20 protein-coding genes are annotated in these 23205 nt (G+C 50.5%); 10 read left to right on the top strand and 10 right to left on the bottom strand.

The features are described 5' to 3' along the window. Positions 1-416: 416 nt before the first annotated feature. The 3 genes from MKFW12EY_RS07120 to MKFW12EY_RS07110 all read left to right on the top strand — a co-directional run bounded on the left by MKFW12EY_RS07120 (position 417) and on the right by MKFW12EY_RS07110 (position 3240). Positions 417-1499 carry an ABC transporter permease gene (locus MKFW12EY_RS07120; protein ID WP_172680246.1) on the top strand — a complete coding sequence of 361 codons (1083 nt, stop codon included), beginning with the start codon at positions 417-419 and terminating at the stop codon, positions 1497-1499. Beyond that, positions 1499-2242 (top strand): ABC transporter ATP-binding protein, encoded by a 744-nt coding sequence (locus tag MKFW12EY_RS07115; protein WP_054760402.1) that lies wholly within the window; start codon positions 1499-1501, stop codon positions 2240-2242. Before MKFW12EY_RS07120 ends, MKFW12EY_RS07115 begins: the two co-directional genes overlap by 1 nt. Positions 2243-2382: 140 nt before the next feature. Next, positions 2383-3240, top strand: a complete 858-nt coding sequence (locus tag MKFW12EY_RS07110; RefSeq protein ID WP_172680248.1) for an HlyD family secretion protein — start codon at positions 2383-2385, stop codon at positions 3238-3240. Positions 3241-3251: 11 nt separating this feature from the next. On the opposite strand, the gene MKFW12EY_RS07105 is transcribed toward MKFW12EY_RS07110, so the two are convergent. The 3 genes from MKFW12EY_RS07105 to cysC form a co-directional block, all read right to left on the bottom strand. Continuing rightward, positions 3252-4190, bottom strand: a complete 939-nt coding sequence (locus MKFW12EY_RS07105) for a hypothetical protein (protein ID WP_157199273.1) — start codon at positions 4188-4190, stop codon at positions 3252-3254. A 180-nt stretch (positions 4191-4370) separates the two neighbouring features. After that, the gene (locus MKFW12EY_RS07100; RefSeq protein WP_221054255.1) at positions 4371-5324 is read right to left on the bottom strand and encodes a DHH family phosphoesterase; all 954 of its coding nucleotides are present in this window, start codon (positions 5322-5324) and stop codon (positions 4371-4373) included. Continuing rightward, positions 5305-5952 carry an adenylyl-sulfate kinase gene (gene cysC, locus MKFW12EY_RS07095; RefSeq protein ID WP_221054254.1) on the bottom strand — a complete coding sequence of 216 codons (648 nt, stop codon included), beginning with the start codon at positions 5950-5952 and terminating at the stop codon, positions 5305-5307. Before cysC ends, MKFW12EY_RS07100 begins: the two co-directional genes overlap by 20 nt. Before the next feature lie 359 nt (positions 5953-6311). On the opposite strand from cysC, the gene dusB reads away from it, so the two are divergent. The 4 genes from dusB to purD all read left to right on the top strand — a co-directional run bounded on the left by dusB (position 6312) and on the right by purD (position 10506). Beyond that, positions 6312-7295, top strand: a complete 984-nt coding sequence (dusB, locus tag MKFW12EY_RS07090) for a tRNA dihydrouridine synthase DusB (protein ID WP_221054253.1) — start codon at positions 6312-6314, stop codon at positions 7293-7295. Then, positions 7289-7552 carry a helix-turn-helix domain-containing protein gene (locus MKFW12EY_RS07085; protein WP_054760407.1) on the top strand — a complete coding sequence of 88 codons (264 nt, stop codon included), beginning with the start codon at positions 7289-7291 and terminating at the stop codon, positions 7550-7552. Before dusB ends, MKFW12EY_RS07085 begins: the two co-directional genes overlap by 7 nt. 30 nt (positions 7553-7582) lie before the next feature. Next, on the top strand, positions 7583-9139 hold the full coding sequence (purH, locus tag MKFW12EY_RS07080; RefSeq protein WP_221054252.1) for a bifunctional phosphoribosylaminoimidazolecarboxamide formyltransferase/IMP cyclohydrolase: 1557 nt from the start codon (positions 7583-7585) through the stop codon (positions 9137-9139). 80 nt (positions 9140-9219) lie between these two features. Next, a complete protein-coding gene (gene purD / locus MKFW12EY_RS07075) occupies positions 9220-10506 on the top strand; it encodes a phosphoribosylamine--glycine ligase (RefSeq protein WP_221054251.1) in 1287 nt (428 codons plus the stop codon). 68 nt (positions 10507-10574) lie between these two features. Here the strand turns inward: purD and MKFW12EY_RS07070 are convergent, their stop codons facing one another. After that, on the bottom strand, positions 10575-10979 hold the full coding sequence (locus MKFW12EY_RS07070) for a septal ring lytic transglycosylase RlpA family protein (RefSeq protein WP_054760409.1): 405 nt from the start codon (positions 10977-10979) through the stop codon (positions 10575-10577). A gap of 158 nt (positions 10980-11137) precedes the next feature. Next, positions 11138-11515 carry a SirB2 family protein gene (locus MKFW12EY_RS07065; protein ID WP_245006456.1) on the bottom strand — a complete coding sequence of 126 codons (378 nt, stop codon included), beginning with the start codon at positions 11513-11515 and terminating at the stop codon, positions 11138-11140. 387 nt (positions 11516-11902) lie between these two features. Between MKFW12EY_RS07065 and MKFW12EY_RS07060 the strand changes: the two genes are divergently transcribed. Beyond that, the gene (locus MKFW12EY_RS07060; protein ID WP_054760411.1) at positions 11903-12100 is read left to right on the top strand and encodes a hypothetical protein; all 198 of its coding nucleotides are present in this window, start codon (positions 11903-11905) and stop codon (positions 12098-12100) included. A 10-nt stretch (positions 12101-12110) separates the two neighbouring features. Here MKFW12EY_RS07060 and MKFW12EY_RS07055 read toward each other — a convergent pair whose 3' ends face one another. After that, on the bottom strand, positions 12111-12254 hold the full coding sequence (locus MKFW12EY_RS07055; RefSeq protein ID WP_157198198.1) for a hypothetical protein: 144 nt from the start codon (positions 12252-12254) through the stop codon (positions 12111-12113). Between MKFW12EY_RS07055 and MKFW12EY_RS07050 the strand changes: the two genes are divergently transcribed. Next, positions 12240-14516: a Tex family protein gene (locus tag MKFW12EY_RS07050; RefSeq protein WP_221054250.1), complete on the top strand. Its 2277-nt coding sequence runs from the start codon at positions 12240-12242 to the stop codon at positions 14514-14516. The genes MKFW12EY_RS07055 and MKFW12EY_RS07050 overlap by 15 nt on opposite strands. A 94-nt stretch (positions 14517-14610) precedes the next feature. Further along, positions 14611-14991 (top strand): exosortase system-associated protein, TIGR04073 family, encoded by a 381-nt coding sequence (locus MKFW12EY_RS07045; protein WP_054760414.1) that lies wholly within the window; start codon positions 14611-14613, stop codon positions 14989-14991. A gap of 46 nt (positions 14992-15037) precedes the next feature. Here the strand turns inward: MKFW12EY_RS07045 and MKFW12EY_RS07040 are convergent, their stop codons facing one another. The 4 genes from MKFW12EY_RS07040 to MKFW12EY_RS07025 all read right to left on the bottom strand — a co-directional run bounded on the left by MKFW12EY_RS07040 (position 15038) and on the right by MKFW12EY_RS07025 (position 23032). After that, positions 15038-18484, bottom strand: coding sequence for an AAA family ATPase (locus tag MKFW12EY_RS07040; RefSeq protein ID WP_054760415.1), 3447 nt, complete (start codon positions 18482-18484; stop codon positions 15038-15040). Positions 18485-18601: 117 nt separating this feature from the next. Beyond that, positions 18602-20578, bottom strand: a complete 1977-nt coding sequence (locus MKFW12EY_RS07035; RefSeq protein WP_221054249.1) for a tetratricopeptide repeat protein — start codon at positions 20576-20578, stop codon at positions 18602-18604. Between the two features lie 148 nt (positions 20579-20726). Beyond that, on the bottom strand, positions 20727-21212 hold the full coding sequence (locus MKFW12EY_RS07030) for a pilin (RefSeq protein ID WP_082409735.1): 486 nt from the start codon (positions 21210-21212) through the stop codon (positions 20727-20729). Positions 21213-21412: 200 nt separating this feature from the next. Continuing rightward, on the bottom strand, positions 21413-23032 hold the full coding sequence (locus MKFW12EY_RS07025) for an asparagine synthetase B family protein (protein WP_245006455.1): 1620 nt from the start codon (positions 23030-23032) through the stop codon (positions 21413-21415). Positions 23033-23205 lie beyond the last annotated feature (173 nt).

Genomic DNA, 23205 nt, shown 5'->3' with positions numbered 1-23205 from the left:
TCCGCATAACTTGACGCCGTTTCGCGAGGCCTTGCAGGTATTCTCCGCTTCGCTGCGATAACCCGCCCGGCGCTAAGGCTACACGGACTAAAAATCTTCACTTCGCGTTCGATCCGTTTCCACGATTTTCAGCGTTTGTTGCTGAAAACCAATACGTTAAAGACTTTGTTTATTTTTGTTAGAGAACCGACACTCCTACGAAAATGACTGCTTATATGTGAATATCGTCGCCATAATAGTTTATGCCGTTTTTATGCTTGCTCCGCGTGAATGATATACTGCCAATCGCATCTTTTAATGAACTTGATCATAATGTTATCGCTGACGCTCGCTAAAGCTTACCTCAATTTGCCCCCTGCCCACTCATGAAATCAGTTGTAAAGTCCGTATCCACAATGATGCTACTTCATAACCGTATGCGATTTTCCATCACAGTAGTTGGCATCGCAATCGCTTTTTTTCTCGCAGCGGCACAAATTGGACTGTTAGTCGGCTGGGTTAATACGAACAGTGCAATTATCAATCACGCAGCCGTCGATATCTGGGTGATGCCAAAAGCAACCCGTACGTTTGATTTTGGAAATCCACTTCCGCGTCATCGGATTCAGCAAGTCAGTAGCGTTAAAGGCGTAGATTGGGCTGAAGGTTTGTTAGTGACCTGGGTGAATTGGCAACATCCGCAAGGCAAACGCATCACGGTTGAACTAATTGGTATTGACATAGGAAATGCAGGAACACCATGGAACATGAAGTCGGGTTCAATTGATTCCATCCATCTACCAGACACTGTTATCGTAGACGAATTATCATCTGACGCATTAGGCGTCAGCAATATCGACGACAAAGCGGAAATGGAGGAAAAAAGCGTTATTGTTGGCGGAATATCGAAGGGCGTCCGTACTTTTACCGCCTCTCCTTTCGTTTTTACATCTATCAAAAACGCTTTGAATTATGCGCGACTATATCGGGATGACGAAATATCCTATGTTTTGGCCCGTATCGATCCCGGTTATAACTTATTTGAAGTACGTGACCGCATAGCCAAGGAAGTAGCAGAAGTCGAAGTTCTAACCACTAAGGAATTTGCCGAAAGGTCAGTGAAATATTGGATGCTGGAAACCGGTGTGGGCATCACCGTAATTATCACGGCACTTTTGGGTTTGCTAGTCGGTTCTGTCATCATGAGCCAAACTTTGTTTGCCATAACCCAGGACCATATTGACAACTACGCAACATTGCTAGCTTTGGGTTTTCATCAAAAAACCTTACGTCAAATTGTTCTAGCCCAAAGCTTAATCTTGGGTGGATTGGGCATGCTTGTCGGCTCAGCACTATTCATGATTGCCTGCAACATCTCTGCACGTAGCCCAATCCCTTTGGAAACCACACCCTTCGTTTCATTCAGCCTAATAGCTTTTTCAATACTGTGCTGCATAGCCGCCTCCTGGTTTTCGATCCGTGCCGTTTTCAAATTGGACCCTGTCTCGGTATTTCACTGATGAAAAACGTTTTAGTCTGCCGAGGCATTACCAAGAGTTACGGCAGCGGCGACCTTGTCGAACAGGTGCTAAAGCGCGTGGATCTCGAATTTTCCCAAGGGCAAGCCTCCGTATTAGTTGGCCCATCCGGTTCCGGAAAAACCACGTTGCTGTCGATCTTAGGATGCCTTTTAGCGCCAAGTAACGGGGAATTATTGGTCGAAAATAACCCTGTCAATTTTTCCGACAAGAGCAGCCTGACCGAGGTCCGCCGGCAGAAATTGGGTTTTATATTCCAACAAGCGCAGCTGTTACCGTTTCTGACGATCGATGATAATTTATCCGTCATCGGACGCAATGCCGGCATGACGCAACCCGATATTGACCAACGCGTCAACAAGCTATTGGATAGATTGCAGCTTCAACCGCTTAGACACAAATACCCTAGTCAATTAAGCGGCGGCCAACGCCAACGGGTCGCCATCGGCCGGGCGCTGCTGCATCGCCCTTCTATCGTTTTGGCCGACGAACCCACCGCTGCGCTCGACTGGAATACCGGTAAAACCGTAGTCGAGCTATTACTCGAACAAGCCCGTATAGAAAATGCGGTCCTGGTCGTGGTGACTCATGACACCAGAATGCTACCGTTGTTCGATAGAATCCTATCGATAGCGGACGGCCTACTGGTCGAGCGCCAGCAGACTGCGGCAACGGAAAATACTTTCTATACTGAAACCAATTTGGACCACCCTCCCGGATTTTGAATATGCGACGCCCCGCCTCATTGATTACCGCTTTGCTGATTACTCTCGGCAGCCCTTTGCTTCAAGCCGATCAGTCCGGACCGGAACCACGGAGGATACAAGGAATAGGCTATATCGAGCCGGCCAACGAAATTCGCCGAGTGGCATTCAAACATCCTGGAATTCTCGGCGAATATAAAGTAGAACTGGGCCAACAGGTTAAAGCTGGCGACATCCTTGCTCTTCAAAAAAACGCCGAAGAGCAACTCGCGGTTACGGTAGCAGAAGCGCAATTGGCAGCTGCCAAAGCCGATTTGGAAAAAGTCATGGCCGGCATCAATCCCTACGAAATCGAAGCCAAAAAAAACGCGCAAAAGGTATCTGCCTTGGACGCGGAATATGCGCGCCGTAAACTCGAACGGATCGATCGGCTGCAAAATAGCAAATTTGCCTCGGAAGACGAACGCGACTTGGCGGAAACCAGCGCAAAACTCAAGCAAGCAGACAGCCTGCGTTTACTATCGGAAACCCGCTATCTGACAAACTACGTCCGCGATGTGGACAAACAAGCGGCACTAGCTCAAGTGGCGGTTGCCGAAGCGCGGTTAAAAGCGGCTCAACAGAGTTTCGCTGAAACATTTCTGGTTGCGCCGATCGACGGAACCGTGCTGGAAAATATCTTGCGCGTCGGCGAGTCTACATTTTCGACCAGCAGCCCAGAACCGGTATTATTACTGGGCGATCTGAGCAAATTGCGGGTGCGGGCGGAAGTGGATGAGAACTACGCCTTATTGTTGCGCGCCGGGCAAAAGGCGATTTTGTTTGGCCGCGGATTGGGCGATAAAGAAATTCCTGCGCGCGTGTCTTTAGTGAAACAAATCATGGGCAAAAAGACCGTTTTCGCCAAAACCGCCACCGAACGCAAGGATATCGACGTCATTCAAGTATTTATCGATCCTGAATCGCCTTTACATGCTCCGGTCGGACTTGAAGTCAACGTTAAAATCGAACTAAATTAAACAACTGTTATTCAACTCAGATCTTGCTTGATAAAAAACCTGAAGAGCCGCAAGAGCAAGCCGCTTAGAAAAACAGCCAACATGGCATATATAATATTCGTTATTGTCATAATCCTTAGGATTAAGGCGAAATAACTGTTATCAATAGTATCATGTTCGATATTTCCAAAATTTTGCTCTGGAATATTTAACACCGCCTTCTCGTTACTACCCGACACCGCTTTTACCATATCATCCTGGAACATGGTGTTTCCGTTCGATACGCCTAGTGAATTGCCCACCATAATGCTCGCACCGAATTGATGGTTCAGCCCTTTAATTCCCCTATATCCTTCGGCGACGACACTGCGACTAAAATCATATTGCGCCATTTTTGCATAAATTAAGTTATCAATCTCCTTGATATCGTAATATGTCCACAAGAGTTTGCTGTATACCGTATCGCCTATAGTATCGCGAACCGAATCGAGTACATCTTCATAAAAAGTTCCCACGCCTGACTGAAAATAAGGCGGGACACCAAGGCCGCTTTCCCTAGCAAATCCAGCCTGATACGCGGAAGGCCTAGTCATTCTGCCGGCAAGCACCGAATCTATCGTTACATATCCTTGTTGCGGCAAAGCGACCCGACTGAGCGAAGCATTCTGAACGGGCCCGGACTCTCCCTGTTTATCAGCCCCATCTTTATGTGAAACCTGATTATTTAAAGGGTCGGCAGCGTTATTCTTAACATCATTTGCCGGATTTTTCACTTCCGCGTTTTCTTTATACGATGTCGGTTTAACGGCTTGATTATTGGCTTCTAATCCAAACGAAACCAAAATTCCCATAAAAACCCAACAACAGCGCTTACTGGAACAGGCATTTATAAACGCTCGACGACAATTATCAAACCGGCGTAGCCAAAACGCCAGGCAATAATCGGAAATATAATAAAGAAAATAGAACATTGTTCTCCGCACGGAGGCAATAAAAAGTCATTTAAAGCGTGAGAACTCAACCCGCCATCCTCACAGCGACAACCACGATGGCCATATAGAAACTTAGTTCAAGTATATCGAATCTTGTCACGCTATTGGAAAGTCGCCCCCAAGATGATTTAGATTTTTTCAAAGCTCCATCGGCATGGATTACGAATATTTAGCTTGAAAAGCCGAAATAAAGTTATCGATATACTCTGCACGCAGATTGTCAATACCGGCAGCAGCCTTGCGCCCCCCGCCCGAGAATTGTCTGCACAACTCATCCGCTCCCGCTTTATTGTTTAAAGGAGCCCGTACACTTACCTGAAACCCACCGTTCCGATTCCGGTTCAAAACGGCATGCGCCCTGTCCGGATAGCGATTCGCCAATTCATTCCCCCAGACACCACTGACGCGCCGAGCCCATTTTTGATCGGGCAACACGAATACGGCAACGCTATCCGTTGCAAAATATGCTTGGACTTGCGCTACTGAATCCATGTCCTGGGCATAGCCCTCCAGCAGCTGTCGATACAAATGCGGTTTATCGCCGATAAACTCCAATGGCGAACGATAGCCAACCAGCTCTTTGTACAACAAATCGGGAGGTATATGCAGATCGCAAATATCGTCACCGTATGCGTTGTAATTGATACAGATTCCTAATTGCTTTAAATCATGCAATTCTTGAGCCGACATATTCAGCGCCCCGGCCGCCCGATAGGCTGTGGCATCCAAATTGTCGCCGAAAGCCCCCGTTACCGCCCACGCGGTGTAGCACGCACCCAAAAAACGGTCCATCAATAGGCTAGTGCAAACATTGGCATCGGTATCGATTTCTGCCGTCAAACCAGAATGGCACGGTATTTCGCCGGGAAAATGGTGGTCCATGTAAAAAATTCCGACGCCTTTATCCAGCAACCTCATCAGCGCATCTCGGTTTCGGTCCAGGGATACGTCCAGCACAACCACCTCGTCGCCAGGCGTTGCCTCCACCCGAGTAAGCAATCCGATATCGCGTTTAACTCCGGTCACCAGCAAAGACTCTCGCGGATATGCCAACCGCAATTGAATCAGACTGCAAATGCCGTCGGCATCGCCGTTAAAAACGTCGATATTCATCGATCAGCGACCTTGTCGTTGGAAGCTCGATCACTTCCCGCACAGCCAAAAATTCCATGACTCTGTCCACGCAATCTTCCAAACTATCCCGACCGGTTTCTACGATTAAATCCGGATGCAACGGGACTTCATAAGGTGACGAAATTCCGGTGAACCATTTGATTTCTCCCTGCCTGGCTTTTTGGTAAAGGCCCTTAATATCGCGCTGCTCGCAAACAGCCAAATCGCAACTGCAATAAATTTCGATGAAATCGTTGGCAGCCACTAGTTGCCTGGCTTGCAGACGTTCCACCTGGAACGGGGAAATAAACGCCGTCAACGTGATGATGCCGGCCTCCAACATCAATTTGGCAACCTCGGCGATGCGCCGGATATTTTCTCTGCGGTCTTGATCGCTAAACCCCAAATCTGCGCACAGCCCCTGCCTGACGTTGTCTCCATCCAAAACGAACGTACGGCAGCCAAGCTCGTGTAAGCGCTCTTCGACCGCGTGCGCCAATGTCGACTTGCCGGCGCCGGATAAGCCGGTGAACCACAAAATCGCCGAGCGGTGGCCATTCAAGACCGCTCTTTGTGCTCGATTAATCCGAGCGTGATGCCAAACCACATGTTTATCCACGCTTTCCATAACTACTCGCTTTCTCCATAAAAAATTCCGACTGATCCAGCCCGATTAAGCCAACAAACAGACCTATCTCCAATCTTCAATCGCGATTGCCCCGCCGCCGCCAAGCCCCGCCTCCGAAAAACCTTTGGCCCCGAGAAATGACCTATGGGAACCTCTAAAAATTCACTCTCGATCCAAGAGATTGATAGAGTCAAGGATGTAAGCAATTGATTTTAAATCCATCATCCCAACCTTCTCCCCGTGGAAGAAGGAGTTTGTTTTATTTTTAGAGGTCCCCTATATTGTCGATTCCCTCAAATTTCGCGAGTGCCGTGTTTTAAGGTATTATTTGCGGCCTTTTTCGGTCAGCTCGGCGATTCATGAAGATCGGCCCACATCCACTTCCCAACAACGTAATTCTGGCCCCGATGGCGGGGATCACCGACAAACCGTTCCGGCAATTGTGTAACGAATTCGGCGCCGGTTTAGTCGTGTCGGAAATGCTAATTTCCAATACAACCCTGCAAAACCACCCACGGACACTGAAAAAAGCCGATCTTTCCGCAGAAGCCGGACTTCGCTCGGTACAAATTCTGGGGGCCGACCCGGCACAAATGGCCGCGGCCGCCCGACTCAATCAGCAACGCGGCGCCCAAATCATCGACATCAACATGGGCTGCCCAGCCAAAAAAGTCTGCTCGACGGCAGCGGGGTCGGCGCTACTCAGGGATGAAGCGCTGGTCGCTCGGATTCTGGACGCCGTCGTCGCCGCGGTCGAGATACCGGTGACCTTAAAGATTCGGACCGGCTGGGATCCGCAAAACCGCAACGCCTTGCAGATTGCAAGGATAGCCGAGCAAAGCGGAATTCAGGCGCTCACCATACACGGCCGCAGCCGGGCTTGTAAATTCGAAGGCCATGCCGAATACGAGACTATCAAAAGTGTAAAACAAATAACCACGATTCCTATCATCGCCAACGGCGACATCGATAGTGCGGAGAAAGCCAAACAGGTCCTGGACTATACCGGTGCCGACGCGGTGATGATCGGTCGCGCCGCCCAAGGCCGGCCCTGGATTTTTGGAGAAATTAGCGCAACCCTGCAGGGTTCTGCGCCGATTAGGCTGAGTTTGACCGAAATCAAAACCGTCGTCGCCAGGCACCTGGAAAATTTATACAGCTTCTACGGCAAAGACACTGGTGTTAGAATCGCCCGGAAACACATCGGTTGGTATTTCGATCGCCTAGGTGCATTGCCGGCCGCACAAAAGGCGGCGATCAATCGGGCTCAAGATACCAAGCTACAACTCAATCTGGTCGACGCATCTTTCAATCTAATTTCGCCAAGAGCCCCTAGATGGTAACACCACCTTCCCCCACAGATGCCGGTAGCGACCGCACCCTGTCCGACCATGTCCGCGATTGCGTCGAAGAGTATTTCAAACACCTTAACGGTCACGATTCCTCCGGTTTATACCATTTAGTCTTAGCCGAAGTCGAAAAGCCGCTACTGGAAACCACACTGAAACATTGCGATTTCAACCAAAGCAAAGCCGCAATTATTCTGGGTCTGAGCCGCAGCACCCTGCGCAAAAAGCTCGACCATTACGGCATCAGTTAACATCTTCTTTTTTCCTTTTTTGAGGTTTGCATGAACAAAAAAGTGACCCGTGCGTTGGTCAGCGTCTCCGATAAAACCGGCATTCTCGAGTTTTGCCGCGGCCTGAACAGCCTGGGAATCGAATTGCTCTCCACCGGCGGTACCGCGAAATTGCTGGCCGAACATAATATAGCCGTCACCGAAGTATCGGATTACACGGGTTTTCCGGAAATGATGGACGGCCGGGTGAAAACCCTGCATCCAAAAGTGCACGGCGGCATCTTGGGCCGCCGCGGAATCGATGACGCGGTGATGGCAGCAAACGCTATCCGACCTATCGACATGGTCGTCGTCAATCTTTACCCCTTCGAACAAGCCATCGCCAAGCCGGATTGCGATTTGGAGACCGCGATCGAAAACATCGACATTGGTGGCCCGACCATGATCCGCGCCGCCGCAAAAAACCATGCCGATGTTGCAATTGTGGTCGATCCGGCCGACTACGCAGCTATTTTGGAAGAACTGCAAACCGGTAACGCAAGCCTGAGCCACGAGCGCCGCTTCAAACTGGCCTTGAAAAGCTTCGAACACACTGCCCGCTACGACACCGCGATCTCGGCTTATTTAGGAAAAATACTGGACAGCGGTTTTCCGGAGACACTCAATCTGCAATTTCACCGCTTACAAACCATGCGTTATGGCGAAAATCCGCATCAGAACGCTGCGTTTTATCGAGAAAAGACGCCGCCTGCCGGCAGCATCGCCGCGGCAAGACAACTACAAGGCAAGGAATTGTCTTACAACAACATCGCCGACGCCGATGCCGCCTTGGAATGCGTAAAAGCGTTTTCCGAACCGGCCTGCGTGATCGTCAAACACGCCAATCCCTGCGGCGTGGCAGTCGGAACCGATATTTACGACGCTTACAATCTGGCCTACGCAACCGATCCTACCTCGGCATTCGGCGGCATCATCGCCTTCAATCGCGAACTCGACCCAACCACCGCCGCCGAAATCGTCGGCCGCCAGTTTGTCGAAGTCATTATCGCGCCGGCAATCGCTGACGAGGCGAAAGCCGCTTTGGCCAAAAAGCCGAATGTCCGAATATTGGACTGCGGTTATTGGCACGACTCGGCAGGCGCGCAATTGGATTTCAAACGGGTCGGCGGCGGCCTATTGGTGCAGGACAAAGATACCGGCAATATTGCCGCGGCGGATCTGAAAGTCGTCAGCAAGCGCACACCGACCGCGCAGGAATTGGCCGATTTGTTGTTCGTCTGGAAGGTTGCCAAATTCGTCAAATCCAACGCTATCGTTTACGGCAAACACGGCCGGACCATCGGTATCGGCGCCGGCCAAATGAGCCGGGTCTATTCGGCAAAAATCGCCGGCATTAAAGCGGCGGACGAGGGCCTGGATGTGGCAGGTTCGGTCATGGCATCCGATGCCTTTTTCCCTTTCCGCGACGGCATCGACGCCGCGGCGGCAGCCGGCATTACCGCGGTGATACATCCCGGCGGCTCGATGCGCGACGCCGAAGTCATTGCGGCGGCTGACGAGCACGATATTGCAATGGTATTGACCGGCATGCGCCATTTTCGGCATTGATGCGCCGCATCGAATCCGATTCGTATCGAGATGGGCCGGTCACTGCGGCCCTGTTTCCCAACTGATCTCCGGTAAGTCCTATGAAAATCCTGATTGTCGGTAGCGGCGGCCGTGAACACGCCCTGGCCTGGAAAGCCAAACAATCCCCAAAAGTCACCCACGTCTTCGTAGCCCCCGGAAATGCAGGCACTGCATTGGAAGCCGGTATACACAACGTCGACATTCAAGCCGACGACATTGCCGGTTTGCTGAACTTCGCCCAGGCACGCTCCATCGATTTAACGATTGTCGGCCCGGAAGTACCGCTGGTAATGGGCATTGTCGACCAATTCCAAGCCGCCGGCTTAGCCTGTTTCGGACCGACTGCAAAAGCGGCGCAATTGGAAGGGTCGAAATCGTTTTGCAAAGATTTTATGGCCCGCCACGGCATCCCTACCGCCGCCTACCAAACCTTTACCGATACCGAACAGGCCATTGCCTACATTCGTAGCCAGGGCGCGCCGATCGTGGTCAAAGCCGACGGCTTGGCTGCCGGGAAAGGCGTCATCGTTGCCCAGACCGAAGAACAAGCGATCGATTCGGTACGGGATATGTTATCCGGCAACAGTTTCGGCGAAGCCGGGCATCGAGTGGTGGTCGAGGAGTTTTTAGCAGGGGAAGAAGCCAGCTTTATCGTGATCGCCGACGGGCAACACGCGCTGGCTATGGCAACATCGCAAGACCACAAAGCCCGCGATAACGGCGACCAAGGACCGAATACCGGCGGCATGGGCGCTTATTCTCCGGCTCCGGTGGTTACTCCGGAAATCCACCGGCGAGTTATGGACGAAGTCATCATGCCGACGCTACGCGGCATGCGCGAAGACGGCAACGAATATACCGGCTTCCTTTATGCGGGTCTGATGATCGGCAAAAACGGCACAATCAAGGTACTGGAATACAACTGCAGGTTTGGCGACCCGGAAACACAGCCGATCATGATGCGTTTGAAAAGCGATCTGGTCGAACTGTGCCAGGCGGCATTACAGAAAACCCTGGATAGAATCGATACCGAATGGGACCAACGCGTGGCTTTAGGTGTCGTGTTAGCCGCAGGCGGATATCCCGACGCTTATGCCAAAGGCCATCCGATCAATGGCTTGCCAACTGAAAACACCGCCGATTCGAAAGTATTTCACGCCGGCACAAAGATGGAAGGCCAGAAAGTCGTCACGGCCGGAGGTAGAGTGCTATGCGCATGCGCTTTAGGTGCAGATATAGCGGAAGCCCAGCGTAAAGCCTATGCCTTGACTCATGAAATTGACTGGCAGGACGTATATTACCGGGACGATATTGGTTTTAAAGCAATTCGCAGTACGGAAAACTAGCCGGTAATAAATTAGGATAGCCTGCTACCCGGCAGCAAAGCTGCTCGGGTAGCAGGGAATTTGAACAACTAAGCGTCGCCGAAACGTAATACTTCCAGCTTCACTTTAGCTAAGCCGGCCTGCACGAAGCCAAGCTCTTTTGCAGCCTGCTTGGACACATCCAACAGTCGCCTGTTACGGTGCCCCGCCCGGCTATTAATGCGTAGTTCTACACTACGGTTGTTGGACAAGTTAACAACTCGTACCAACGAACCGAAAGGCAACGATGGGTGCGCCGCTGTAAGCGCATTTTTATCGTAAACCTCACCGTTCGCTGTCCGCTGACCATGCATTTTGTCGCTGTAGTACGACGCAATGCCACTTTGTTCAATGGAAAGCAAACCGTGCTTCTCTGTTTTCGCATAACTAACAGAGCAAACAGACGCTAGGCTAGCTGATAGCGTTAAAAAGGCTATCCGTTTCGCATTTCGCATCCTACCCTCCTTTCGTTAAGTATTGACAGGAGGTTCAGAGACTAACCCAACAGGTGTGGCATGACAAGCTTTTTTCGTTAGTGCTCAGTATTTTTCTCCTGTCAAGACTTATTTTCACGCGCCACAAAATCATCCTAAAAGCTTGATATTAAATAACTTCATAAAAAGAAAAACGCCTGCTTATGCACAGCCACCCCGGCGATATAAAACAAAACCAGCATTGCGCCGGAAAATGCCAACCAACGTTGCTGCCCACTTTGCCGAATCGCAACCATTCCCAGCCCGATAAAAACCGGTAGCGCCAGCACTTTGGCGACAATCCAGCCAAAACTCCCGGCCAACCAACCGCCTTGAAACACCAGAACGATGCCGCTAATCAGCAATAGGCTAGCCAACGCGTGCGGAGCGATCTTTAATAACGGACGCTGTAATAATTCGGGCTTGACCTGTGCCGCAAGCACTCTGGCGATAAAACTGACTGCTACCAATGCCGCTAAAAGCAAATGTAAATGTTTGACCACTGTTTCGTCCTTCAATGTTCTGCTGGAAATTAAGCACCGGCCGACAGACTCGATGCCGTTGTGACGTAAGGAACTAATGCTAACATGCGATCCCGGATAGCAATAATGAAACAACGGTCTCGATTCGCCGAATGTCGCGTGGAAATCCCGGCCTTGAATTGCCCTCGCCCCGATCACCGAATCGATTCACTGCGCCCACTGGACCATCGAAACCGGCTTGGAATGCGCTAAATCCGCTGATACCGCACAAAAATTTTGCCGCAGAAAAATATTGTTTTGACACAAAACAAATTTAAGTGTAAAAAATGCCCCGTCGACTAACAATAATACTAAATTCGACATACAACTCGAGTTGCCCCTGTTTAGGGCTAATTATTACAACAACAAGATGAGGATTAGAAAATGGCTGAACAAGAAAAAGACAATACCTTTACCGTAGTTGCTGTTGTTACTGCGATCGCTATTGCCGGCGTCGTAATGTTGAAACAAGACGAAACCAAACACTTGAAATACAGCGGTGAAACCAGTGCTGCTGCTGAAGCTCAAGTTTTGGCTAAGCATAAAGATTTCAACAACGACGTACTGAGCCAAGCAAAATAATTAATTTGCTTTAGACTTCAAGCGCCAGTTGCTCAGCAACTGGCGCTTTTTTATGCCTGCCATTTTCCTCCTGCACAGCTTTTTCATCCGCTACCGCTACGATAAAATCATCGGTTTTACCTAATCGAGTAAAACACTGATGGATGTCATCCAAGTTATCGCCGCAGAACTCTCCGTAAAACCGCAACAAGTCGCCGCCGCCGCCGCTTTGCTGGACGAAGGCGCCACCGTTCCGTTCATCGCCCGTTACCGTAAAGAAGTCACTAGCGGCTTGGACGATACCCAACTAAGAAATCTGGAAGAACGCTTGGTTTACCTACGGGAGCTCAACGACCGCCGCGACTCCATTCTCGACAGCATCCGCTCCCAAGGCAAACTGACGCCCGAATTGGAACAATCGATTCGGGATGCCGACACTAAAACGCTGCTGGAAGACTTATATCTGCCTTACAAACCCAAACGCCGCACCAAAGCACAAATAGCCCGAGAGGCAGGACTGGAGCCATTAGCGGACGCCCTGTTGCAAAACCGCGATTTGATTCCGGAGCAAGCCGCCGCCACTTACATCGATCCGGAAAAAGGCGTTCCGGATGTAGCAGCCGCTTTGGATGGCGCACGCCAAATCGTTATGGAACGAATCTCGGAAGATGCCGAGTTACTGGCCGAACTGCGCGAACGCATCTGGAATAAAGGCATCCTGCACGCCAACGTCGTATCGGGCAAAGAAACCGAAGCCGCCAAATTTAAAGATTATTTCGATTACAGCGAAGCGATCAATAAAATTCCGTCCCACCGGGCCTTGGCGCTGTTCCGCGGCCGAAACGAAGATCTACTAACACTTACGCTGAAACCGGCCGAGCAAGACCAAGACGAACACCAGCTTTGCACCCAGTTCGTCTGCCGCCGTCTACAGGTCAGCGACACCGCTAAACCCGCCGACGCCTGGTTGGCAGAGACCGCTCGATTCGCCTGGAAAATCAAATTGTTTACCCGGATCGATATGGATTTGAAGCTGCGCCTGCGGGAAGCCGCGGAGCACGAAGCCATAAAAGTCTTTGCCGGCAATCTGCGCGATTTGTTGCTGGCAGCACCGGCCGGCCCAAAAACCACGATGGGGTTGGATCCCGGTATTCGCACCGGCGTAAAAGTTGCCGTTGTCGACCCGACCGGTAAATTGTTGGCCACCGACACCGTTTATCCGCACCAACCCAAAAACCAATGGGACCAATCGATAGCGGCGCTGGCCAAGCTGATAGCACAACACAACGTGCAGTTGGTCAGCATCGGCAACGGGACCGCTTCGCGAGAAACCGATCAACTGGTAGCCGATTTAATCAAAAGCCACCCGGAATTGCATTTCCAGAAAATCGTCGTGTCCGAGGCCGGCGCCTCGGTATATTCCGCTTCGGAACTAGCAGCCAAGGAATTTCCCAACCTCGACGTTTCGCTACGCGGCGCGGTATCGATTGCGCGCCGGTTACAAGATCCATTGGCGGAGTTGGTTAAAATCGACCCCAAATCCATCGGCGTTGGCCAATACCAGCACGATGTTAACCAATCGCATTTGGCGCGCATGCTCGATACTGTAGTCGAAGACTGCGTTAACGCGGTCGGCGTCGACGTCAATACCGCGTCTGCCGCATTGTTGAAACAAGTTTCCGGACTGAACGGCACTATCAGCGAAAATATTGTGGCATTTCGCAACGCCAACGGCCCATTCGCTAACCGCAGCCAATTGAAAAAAGTGCCGCGCTTGGGCGACAAGGCATTCGAGCAAGCTGCAGGATTTTTACGGATCATGAACGGCGACAATCCGCTGGACGCCTCGGCGGTGCATCCGGAAGCCTATCCAGTAGTCAACGCTATTTTGGACGACACCGGAAAATCGATCCGGGACTTGATCGGCCAAAGCCAATTCCTACGCGGCCTGAATCCGGCAAACTACACCAATGCCGACTTCGGCTTACCGACCGTCAGCGATATTCTGCAGGAACTGGAAAAACCTGGACGCGATCCGAGGCCGGAATTCAAAAGCGCTCAATTTAAGGAAGGCGTGGAAAAGATCACCGACCTACTGCCCGGTATGAGTCTGGAAGGGGTGGTAACCAATGTCGCCAACTTCGGCGCCTTTGTCGACATTGGCGTACATCAGGACGGGCTGGTACATATTTCCCATTTAGCTGACGAGTTCGTCAAAGATCCGCGCAGTGTCGTCAAAGCCGGCGATACTGTGAAAGTGCGGGTACTGGAAGTCGACGTTGCCCGCCAGCGCATCTCATTGAGCATGAAAAAAGACATAGATAGCAGCGACTTCGTGCGTAGCGAAAAGACAACCAAGCATAATCAGAAACCGAAGCCGCAACCTGCTTTACAGAACTCGATGAGCTCGGCGTTCGCTAAGGCCTTGAAAAAGTAATCCGGTCAAGCTCTGCTATAATTTTGCCTGACCCGCGGCGGGCCTAAACACAGCGCCCGCCGCAACGCAAAATGGGATTTTTACAGGACATGCCATGAAACAAGCTACCCGTAACGCAGCAGTGTTGTTGTTATCAGCCAGCGCTTGCTTTAGCCTACCGGCGAAAGCCGACGAACCGGAAAGTTACGGCCAAACCTTCGGCCGGAAATTGAGCACCGGGCTGGCCAATATCGCCACGTCGTCCCTGGAAATCCCAAAAAACATCATCATCATCAATAATCAAAGCAACGTAATTTACGGCTTTGTCGGCGGGACTTTGAAAGGCTTGCTGAACATGGGCGGCCGTATCGGTGTTGGCGTAGTGGATCTGGTATCCGCACCGATACCGACCCAACCCATCGTTTACCCGCTGTATGTCTGGGAAAATTTCGATGCCGAAACCACTTACGGTAAAGCTTTTCGCCCCAACCGATAAACCGATCCGATTCCGGCGGCTTGGAAAATACGCGATTGCCGCCGGTTTAAGCCACCATCTTCAATTCGCTCAACCCGTTGGCTTTTTTCACCAACTCTATTTGCGTTTTAATGCGTTTTTTCACGGCATCGACATGGGAGATCACCCCAACTGTCTTGCCTTGGGTGGACAACCCTTCCAGCGCGCTCATTGCCAAATACAGCGCCTCGGCATCCAGATTGCCAAAGCCTTCGTCCAAAAATAAGGAATCGATAGCCTTGCCGTTATTGGCAATTTCCGCCAACGCCAACGCCAACGCCAAACTGACGACGAAACTTTCGCCGCCCGATAATGTTTTCGGCAAGCGGCGCAGGTTTCTCTGCTTGGTATCCTCGATTTCCAACGCCAAACCATGGTCGTTTACTGTGCTGCGGACGTAATATCGGCCGCTGAGTTTCTCCAAAATCTGATTGGCCTTGGACATCAACTTGTCGACCAACAATTGTTGAATGCGCCTGCGCAACCCGCCCGGTTCGTCGGCAATCAATTTCATTTCCGCTTCAACCTGACTGTACAGCGCCAGTTGTTCGCTCAACCGCACTTGTAATGCCTGGAGTTTCTCCCTATAGGCTTGCTGTTTATCCAGTTTGTTTTCAACAGCTTGGACTTCCTGTTCAGCGATTTCGATTTGGTGTGCCAACCGCTGCAATGAGATCAACATGCTCTCTTCGTCGGTATAGGCCAACATCGCTAACGCGGCGGCTTCCCGCTGCAACTCATCGCTTAGCTTATCCAACGATTGCGCGACCGACGCTCTGAGGCCGTCCTGATACTCCAACGCCGCTTCGATTTGCTGGCGGTTATCGATTAGCGTCAAAGCGGCACGTAAATCGTCAACGTCGGCAAAGTCACTGCCAACCAACTTGCCGGCCAGCAAGCGGTACATCGCCTCGAACTCAATTTGTTGCGCCGACAACATCTTTTCGCACTCAACGATCAATTTTTGCTTTTCAACTACCGCCAAATGCAGACCCACCGACTCTTCACTCTGCAATCCTGTTGCATAGTCGGAAAGCTTGTTTTGGTACTCGATGATTTTCGCCTGCGCCGCCCGCAACTTTTCCTGTAAGTCGGATATTTCCTCAGACAAGCCATTTTTTCGCATATCCCTGATCTGATAATCCTGACGCCGGGCATTGAGTTTATCGAACAGCAAGTTTTCCTTACCTTTTGCCGGCAACTTCTCGCCCAGTTGTTGAAGTTGCTGCTCCAATTTCTCGAGTAACGCTTTTTCCTCGGCTTTCAGACCGGTAAAACGTTGTTCGACCTCCACAAATTCGGAGGGTCGATTATTCCAGGCCTCTTCCAACTGCCCGACAGACACGACCAGTTTTTGCAAAGCCAGTTTTTTGCCTTCGATGTCAGCCAACCATTTCGCCACATTGCGCTGTAATTGGGCATGTTGCTCCAGCAAATTCTTTATTTTCTCCAATTCCTCAGTCTCGTTAGCCAGCAAACGTTTCTGCAACGAAAGATTATCGATCGTTAGTTCCGGGCTAAACACATTCAGCCGATTAATCAGCACCTGCCAATCGGAGCGCATTTGCTGCAAGCGCTGCTCGCGGGCAGAGACCTGCGCCCCGCGCTTTTCCGCCGCCGCCAGTTGCGCGGACAATGTTTCGATCGTGGCTTTTAATGCCTGCATCTTGCCGCGCTGGTCGACCAAAGCCTTTTTTGCGTTAGTCTGCGCCGGCGGCTTGGTCGAATACGGGTGATGCAACGACCCGCATAAATAACACGGCTGCCCTTCCACCAGCTTGCCGCGCTCGCCGGCAAACCTCTTCAACAGCGCCTCGTTGGCAACCGCCTGCTCCAACGCTTTCCCGATATTGTCTTCCCGGCTTAACTCTTCGCGCAGTTCGTCCAAACGCGCCTTTAACTGATCGGTTTCGGGCAAATCTACTTGTTTACCACTTCCTGAAAACCAATGAAAAAAACCCTTTTTGCTGAACTTGGCGTTGACGTCGGCAATCGACAATAGCTCCCGAAAATCGTTAACCCTTACCTGCTGCTCCGCCGCCAATTCTTTCAGCTCATCGAAACTTTTGCCCTGCGCAAGTTCGGCCATGACTTTACGCGCATCGTCAACCTTGATTTCCAATTCAGAGATATCTGCTTTGGTGGCGCTCAATGCCGACTTATTCTTTTGCAAAGACGTCGTGGTGGTCTTGGTCCAACTGGCTTGGTTCTTCTGCTTACCGGACAATTCGGCCAGCTCCGCACGCAGATTACGCAAGCGTGGAATATCCGGAAAATCGCTGAGCAGTAGTGCATCGCGACTCTGCTGTTGCAGCCAAGCTTCGACTTCCGCCAATGCGGTTTTCTTTTCAGCCAGTTGCGACTCCAGCGCCTGCGCCTGCTCCGATTCGCTGGGCAAAAGTAATTTCAAGTCGCTAATCTTCAATTTCATCGTATCGATAGCCTGCTTTTGCGTTTCCACGGACCTGCCATCCATCTCGAAAGCCGCGACGCTCGCAGCCTCTTCCCCCAATTGCCGCCGCAGCATCTCAAGCTCCTGGCGATAGGCAGCAAGACTGGCTTGGCTTTGTTCGAGCTGGATTTGTTTCGCATCCAACGCATTCAGTTCTTCGCGAAACTGGGCCGCATCCTGCAAGCCGGCAACTTCCTGCAAAGCCAACTGCAGTTGCTGTATCTGGTCATCGATTTGGCGGAGTTGGCTTGTTAATTGAATTTGCCGATTTTGCAAAACCTGGACATTTTTCACGTCACGCAATTGCTTGTCGACCAACTGGTGCTGAGCCTTCAACTCGTCCACCTGTTGCTTGAAATCCTGCAAGTCGTGTTCGGCAGCTTCAACAGCCTGCGGACTCAACACCGGAATCAATTCAATATCCTGCTGCAATTGGGCTAAGCCGGCACGGGCCGATTGGTAATTGGCTTCAGTTTGCTGCCGATACTCCAGGTAAATATCCGTACCGCTGATTTTTTCCAGAATGTCCATGCGCTCGCTATCCAGCGCATTCATAAATGCAGCAAAATCGCCTTGCGGTAATACCATGGACTTACTGAACTTATGAAAATCCATGCCGGTTAATTCAGCGATACGTGCCCTGACCGAATTCGGCGTGTCGGCCAAGACCTCCTGCTGCTCTCCATCTAACCGGGTTAAGGCCATGAAAGGCTGTAACGCGGAATCGCCGATGCGTTCTACACGCCAACTGGAACGAAATCGTGCGTCACCGAGCATGAATTCGACTTGCGCCAGACTATCGTTAGTTTGCTTGGTCATCACGTGCTCAGCCGGCTTATCCAAGCGAAAAGTCTCGCCGTATAGTCCTAGCGTAATCACGTCGAGAATACTGGTTTTGCCCGAACCGTTCGGCCCGGTGATCGCAAACACGCCGCTGTCGGCGATAGGTCCTTGGTCAAAATCGATCCGGCCTTCGCCCTCGAGGGAATTGATGTTTTTGAAGTTGATATTGAGTATTCGCATGATCCCAGGCCACGGGCAGACAGTGGTAATTCGCTACAACCGACTCGCAAACAGCAAATCGGTAAAACACTAAGCGGCTATTTTAGTGAATTCGGCCGGTAGCCGCAGAAGAATAATTCACGGTCGCTGACCTTGTACCAACGATTTTTTGTAGGCTATCGCGTCTCTGAGCTTCTGGAACTCTTTGGCGTCAAAACCGTTGACCACCCCCAACGATTCGGCATGCCGAATCACCTGCTCGGCCGTATCGTATTGTTCTAAAGCGATAAAAAGGTAGGCTTTTTCCGCATGCAGATACATCCTATTCGGATCCAGTTCAAGCGCGTTATCCATTTCCCGGTGAGTTTTTTCGGTACTCCCTTGGGTTAAATACACTTTGGCTTTTATCAGATGCATTATCGGCTTATCGGTAAAATTAGGCTGTGCTAACGCAGCATCCGCCCACTCCAGAACATAAGCCGCAATGGTTTTGCATTCGTAATCGCCGTTGATCAAACACGTGGCGGCAGAACGTATGGAATCCATGGTGCGTAGCGGGTGAGAACGGTAAACCACCCTACGTATAATCTCGCGGTGGACCAAATCTTTTAATGCCTCCATGTATCTGCCATCGAGAATTAGCGGATCGTCGTAACTAACCGGTAACGCCACATCATTTTTATCGTTACCGGAGCCATGAAAATATATCAATCGATTTAACTCTTTGAACATCTCGATCAAAGTAGAAACTTCAAACTCATTCAGCTTGGATGCATTAAGATAATATTGATAAGTTTCCGCATTCGGTCCCCGCCTCAATTCCAAATTGTTGGCGTAAGCGCTATTGGCTCTGACCGAGCCCGGATGGTTACGCACTTCAAAATAACTAAAGCTATCCAGATTCGACCAAATAGCAGCACGGGTATAGGTCGCCAGCGCAAGGCTGCCGACGATACCGGCATACAGAGTATTCAGCAAACCTTTGCCGATGCGTCCGGCTAAGGCTTGATACGAAAGGACAACCAGTGCAAATACCACGCCTATGCTTGGCAAATAGTTCCGGTGCTCATATACCAACTCCAATGGAAATATGGTTGATTCCATGGCGTGGCCGACAAAAAACCACAGAATGGCGAAACTCGAAAATCGGTACTTTTTGTGCCAACAGCTATGAATAGCAAACCCAATCAAGCCAAGGATACCGGCTATCGCTGCCAGGGTTTCAATCGGCTGTAACAGCCCTTTACTTAGAGTAAAGTCGTCATGTGCCAAGCTTAGTTCGGTATTGTCCGGATAAAGCAACAATCCCAGGTAATAAAATAAAACTCTGGATTGCGTCATCAACCTTTCCGGCAAATCAAACTCGCGCGACAAATAGCCATTCAGTATATAGTCGGGATGAGTCAATAGGTACAAAGCGCCAAACAATGCCGGCAATATTGCGGTGGCCGCGTAGTAGGCGTTCACTTTAAACCGGGACGCAGGAGGAATGGAGGGCAATAAAGTCAATTCGGTGACAAAAATGAGTAGCGGTAACAGCAACGCGTTTTCCTTGCACAAACTACCCAAGCCGGTCCCCAAAACGCAGCCCAAAACCATCAGAATAATTCCGGATGGTTTTTCGAGTTGCAACCTACCCTTCAGGAACACTAAAAACCCAGCCAACATAAACATGGTGGCCATGCTATTCATACGCTGAACTACATACAGCACAGAAGTCAGTTGCAGCGGATGTAAGGCCCAAATTAACGCCGCAACAAATGCCAGTTTTCCGGCAGGATAAGTCGGCGCGGCCGTTTTGAACAATTGAAAACCCAATAAAAACACCAGAAAGCTAGTGACTGCGTGAATGGCAATATTGGTTAATTTAAAAGGCAGAGGATCAAATCTTTGTCCGGCAAAGTAATAATTGAGAGCAAAACTGACGCTGGCGATTGGCCGCTTGAAAGGCCCACTGGTATTGGCGCTCCAAGCTCCCATCAGTTCCTCGGCATTAAGCTGCTCGAGTAACACCCCGTTATTATCGAGAATATTAGGGTAGTCATCCGCTAGAAACGGCCCCGATTTACCGGGATAATAAGCCGCTAAAACTAAAAAAAACAAAACAAACGACATGAATGCAGCCGATCGTATTCGACTATGCCAAGCCCTTTTCCTTATCATTAATTTCAGTAACCAGCAATTTTAATGCTTATCGAAATAAGCCCACGTAAAAAAGGGGGCATTTAGCCCCCTTTCTACAACTCAACAGCTTAATAAGTATTTACGATTTAGGCTGATATTTGGGAGCAACGCTACCGAAAAATGACGTCGGATTGTTCGACGGGGTTCCAGTCGCCCACTGCATACCACTACCCGGTGTGCAAGTACCTCTATACTCTACAGTTTGGTCAGCATCAACAGATGTACCTATAGTTTTATAGGCAATAGTCACCCTTGCTGAACTCGTACTAGTGGAGGTAATAGTTACAGATTTAACGTACTTACCGGAAATACTTGCCGCAGGGTTAAGACCAAACGTTGCGTTAGTTGCACCGCCAGTCGGACCTAAAACTTGTTCGCTACAAGCCACACCACCCGCCGTCAAAGCAGGGGATGCCAAACTTGGACCTTCGGATACTTTGGATTTGACCGTATAGTCTTGATACGCCGGAATCGCGATTGCAGCCAGGATACCAATGATCGCGACTACGATCATTAACTCGATCAAGGTAAAACCTTGTTGTGATTTTTGTAATTGTATATTCATAAAAAATTCCTTCAAAGTTAACGGGGTTTAAACTCGGTAGGTGTAATACAATTTGCGTGCCAATGTGTTTAGCACTGTAGATTTGCCGCGGCTCGGGGGATTGCCCGGCACCTTCCCCTTGACCTGACTCGTTACGTCTAAAAGACAACCTGCATTTTTGGCTAAAACTGACGTTTTTTGTCACTTACCCGAGCAGCCATTCAATAGCCTTTACCGACAAACCAGAATTCCAGCATCATCAGTATCCAAATCAGCTCCCCGTAGTAAGCGGCGTGAACAGTTTGATGCATCTTGATCGCGTGCTCCAGAAAATCCGGCTGAAAAAATTCCCGTTTTCCAAGATCGCGAACGGCTTGATATGCCATTTGTTTCAAAGGCTCATGGTCTTTCAGCCAAATGCCGAACGGCAAACCGAAACCGTGTTTGGATTTATTGATAATGGGTTCCGGCAGAAAATCGGCCATCGCTTGTTTATAAAACCAGCGTAGTTTCTGGCCGCGCAACTTGTCTGGCGACGGAACTCGGCAAGATAAGTCGATTATGCGTTGGTCGAGCAGCGGATAACAGACTTCTATACCTGCCATTTCGCACATACGGTTGACCTTCACTAGATCGTTGTCGTGCAAGGTGGTTTTCCAATCCATGTACAACATGCGGTTCAAAGTGCTGGCGTTTGCCGGCCGCCAATAATTTTCCCGTAGGGACGATAATGGCGCCTTAGGATCGACTTGAGCCAGAAAATCGGCCTGAAAAATATCGGTAGCGGCATGCCGGTGCAAAAAATTGTAATCTTGCAAACGATCAGGCATCGCCGCATTGGCCTGTTCGACATACCTTTTTATTTTGAAAGGAATTTTTTGTTTAGCAACCGCATCGGGCAAGCAACCCAAAACGCCTTCCAAACCGCTTGCCATGAATTTCGGCAGCCGATGGTAAGCCTCGAACAACATCTGTTTAGCGTAGCGCTCGTTGCCGGCAAAAATTTCGTCGCCGCCGTCGCCGGCCAATAACCGATTAACGCCGCTTTCCTTTGCCAACTTCGCGCAGTAGTAAGCTGCGAGCGCGGACGAGTTACCGAACGGCTCGTCATAGTAGGCGGCAATTGCCGGCACGGCACCAACGGTATCTTCCGGAGTAACGTAATAAGTATGCGAACGGGTGTTATACGCGGCAACGGCAATGTTGGCGTATTCGATTTCATCGTATCCGGCGACTTGAAAGCCCATCGAAAACGTCTTGGCCTGCCCCGGGAATACTCGAGCTAACGCTCCGGCGACGCTGGAACTATCCAACCCGCCGCTCAGAAAGGCACCGGTATTTTCTTCGGCACCGACCCGCTGTTTGACGGCTTCGATCAAAGATTGTTGTAGTTCCAGCCCGGCTTGGCGTAAGTCGCAATCGCTTTCGGAAAACTCCGGTTGCCAGTAGCGTTCGATTCCGATTTGACCATTGTGGTAGCGCAGACACTGTCCGCCCTCTAATTTTTTTACCTGCCGATAGATCGTATTCGGGCTGGGACAATGGTTGAAATAGACATAGTCGAAAACCGACTGCGGCAATATGGTATTGCTAACATCAGGATGGCGCACAACGAAATCAGCGCTCGATCCAAACACCAGCCTATCTTTAGTTTCCGCGAAGTAAATATGGCTCAGCCCAATCGGATCAGTGACCAAAAACGCTTTTTGTTGGCGTTCATCTATCAGCAATAGGTTGACGACATCCGGCCGTTTTAGCAAACCATCGATACCTTGGCTTAGATAGGCATCCAGCAATAACGCTAAGCCGTCGGCAGGATAAGCTGTTTGTAAAACGAGCAATAATACGCCGCCGCTTCGCCGGCAATTCGCCGAGTCGGTCAGCAAAGCCCAAGCGGACTCCGTAAAGGGAGCCCCCCGAATGTCTCGCGCCATTTGGCCGAGTGTTGCCGCCGCCGCTCCCGTATTGGAAGCCGCACCCATCCATCCCGCAAATTTTGTCATAGTTGCCGTTG

The sequence above is a fragment of the Methylomonas koyamae genome (assembly GCF_019669905.1).
GTDB classification, from domain to species: Bacteria; Pseudomonadota; Gammaproteobacteria; order Methylococcales; family Methylomonadaceae; genus Methylomonas; species Methylomonas koyamae.
Note: the sequence above shows the minus strand (reverse complement) of the source record. Positions and strands in the feature narration are given on the sequence as shown.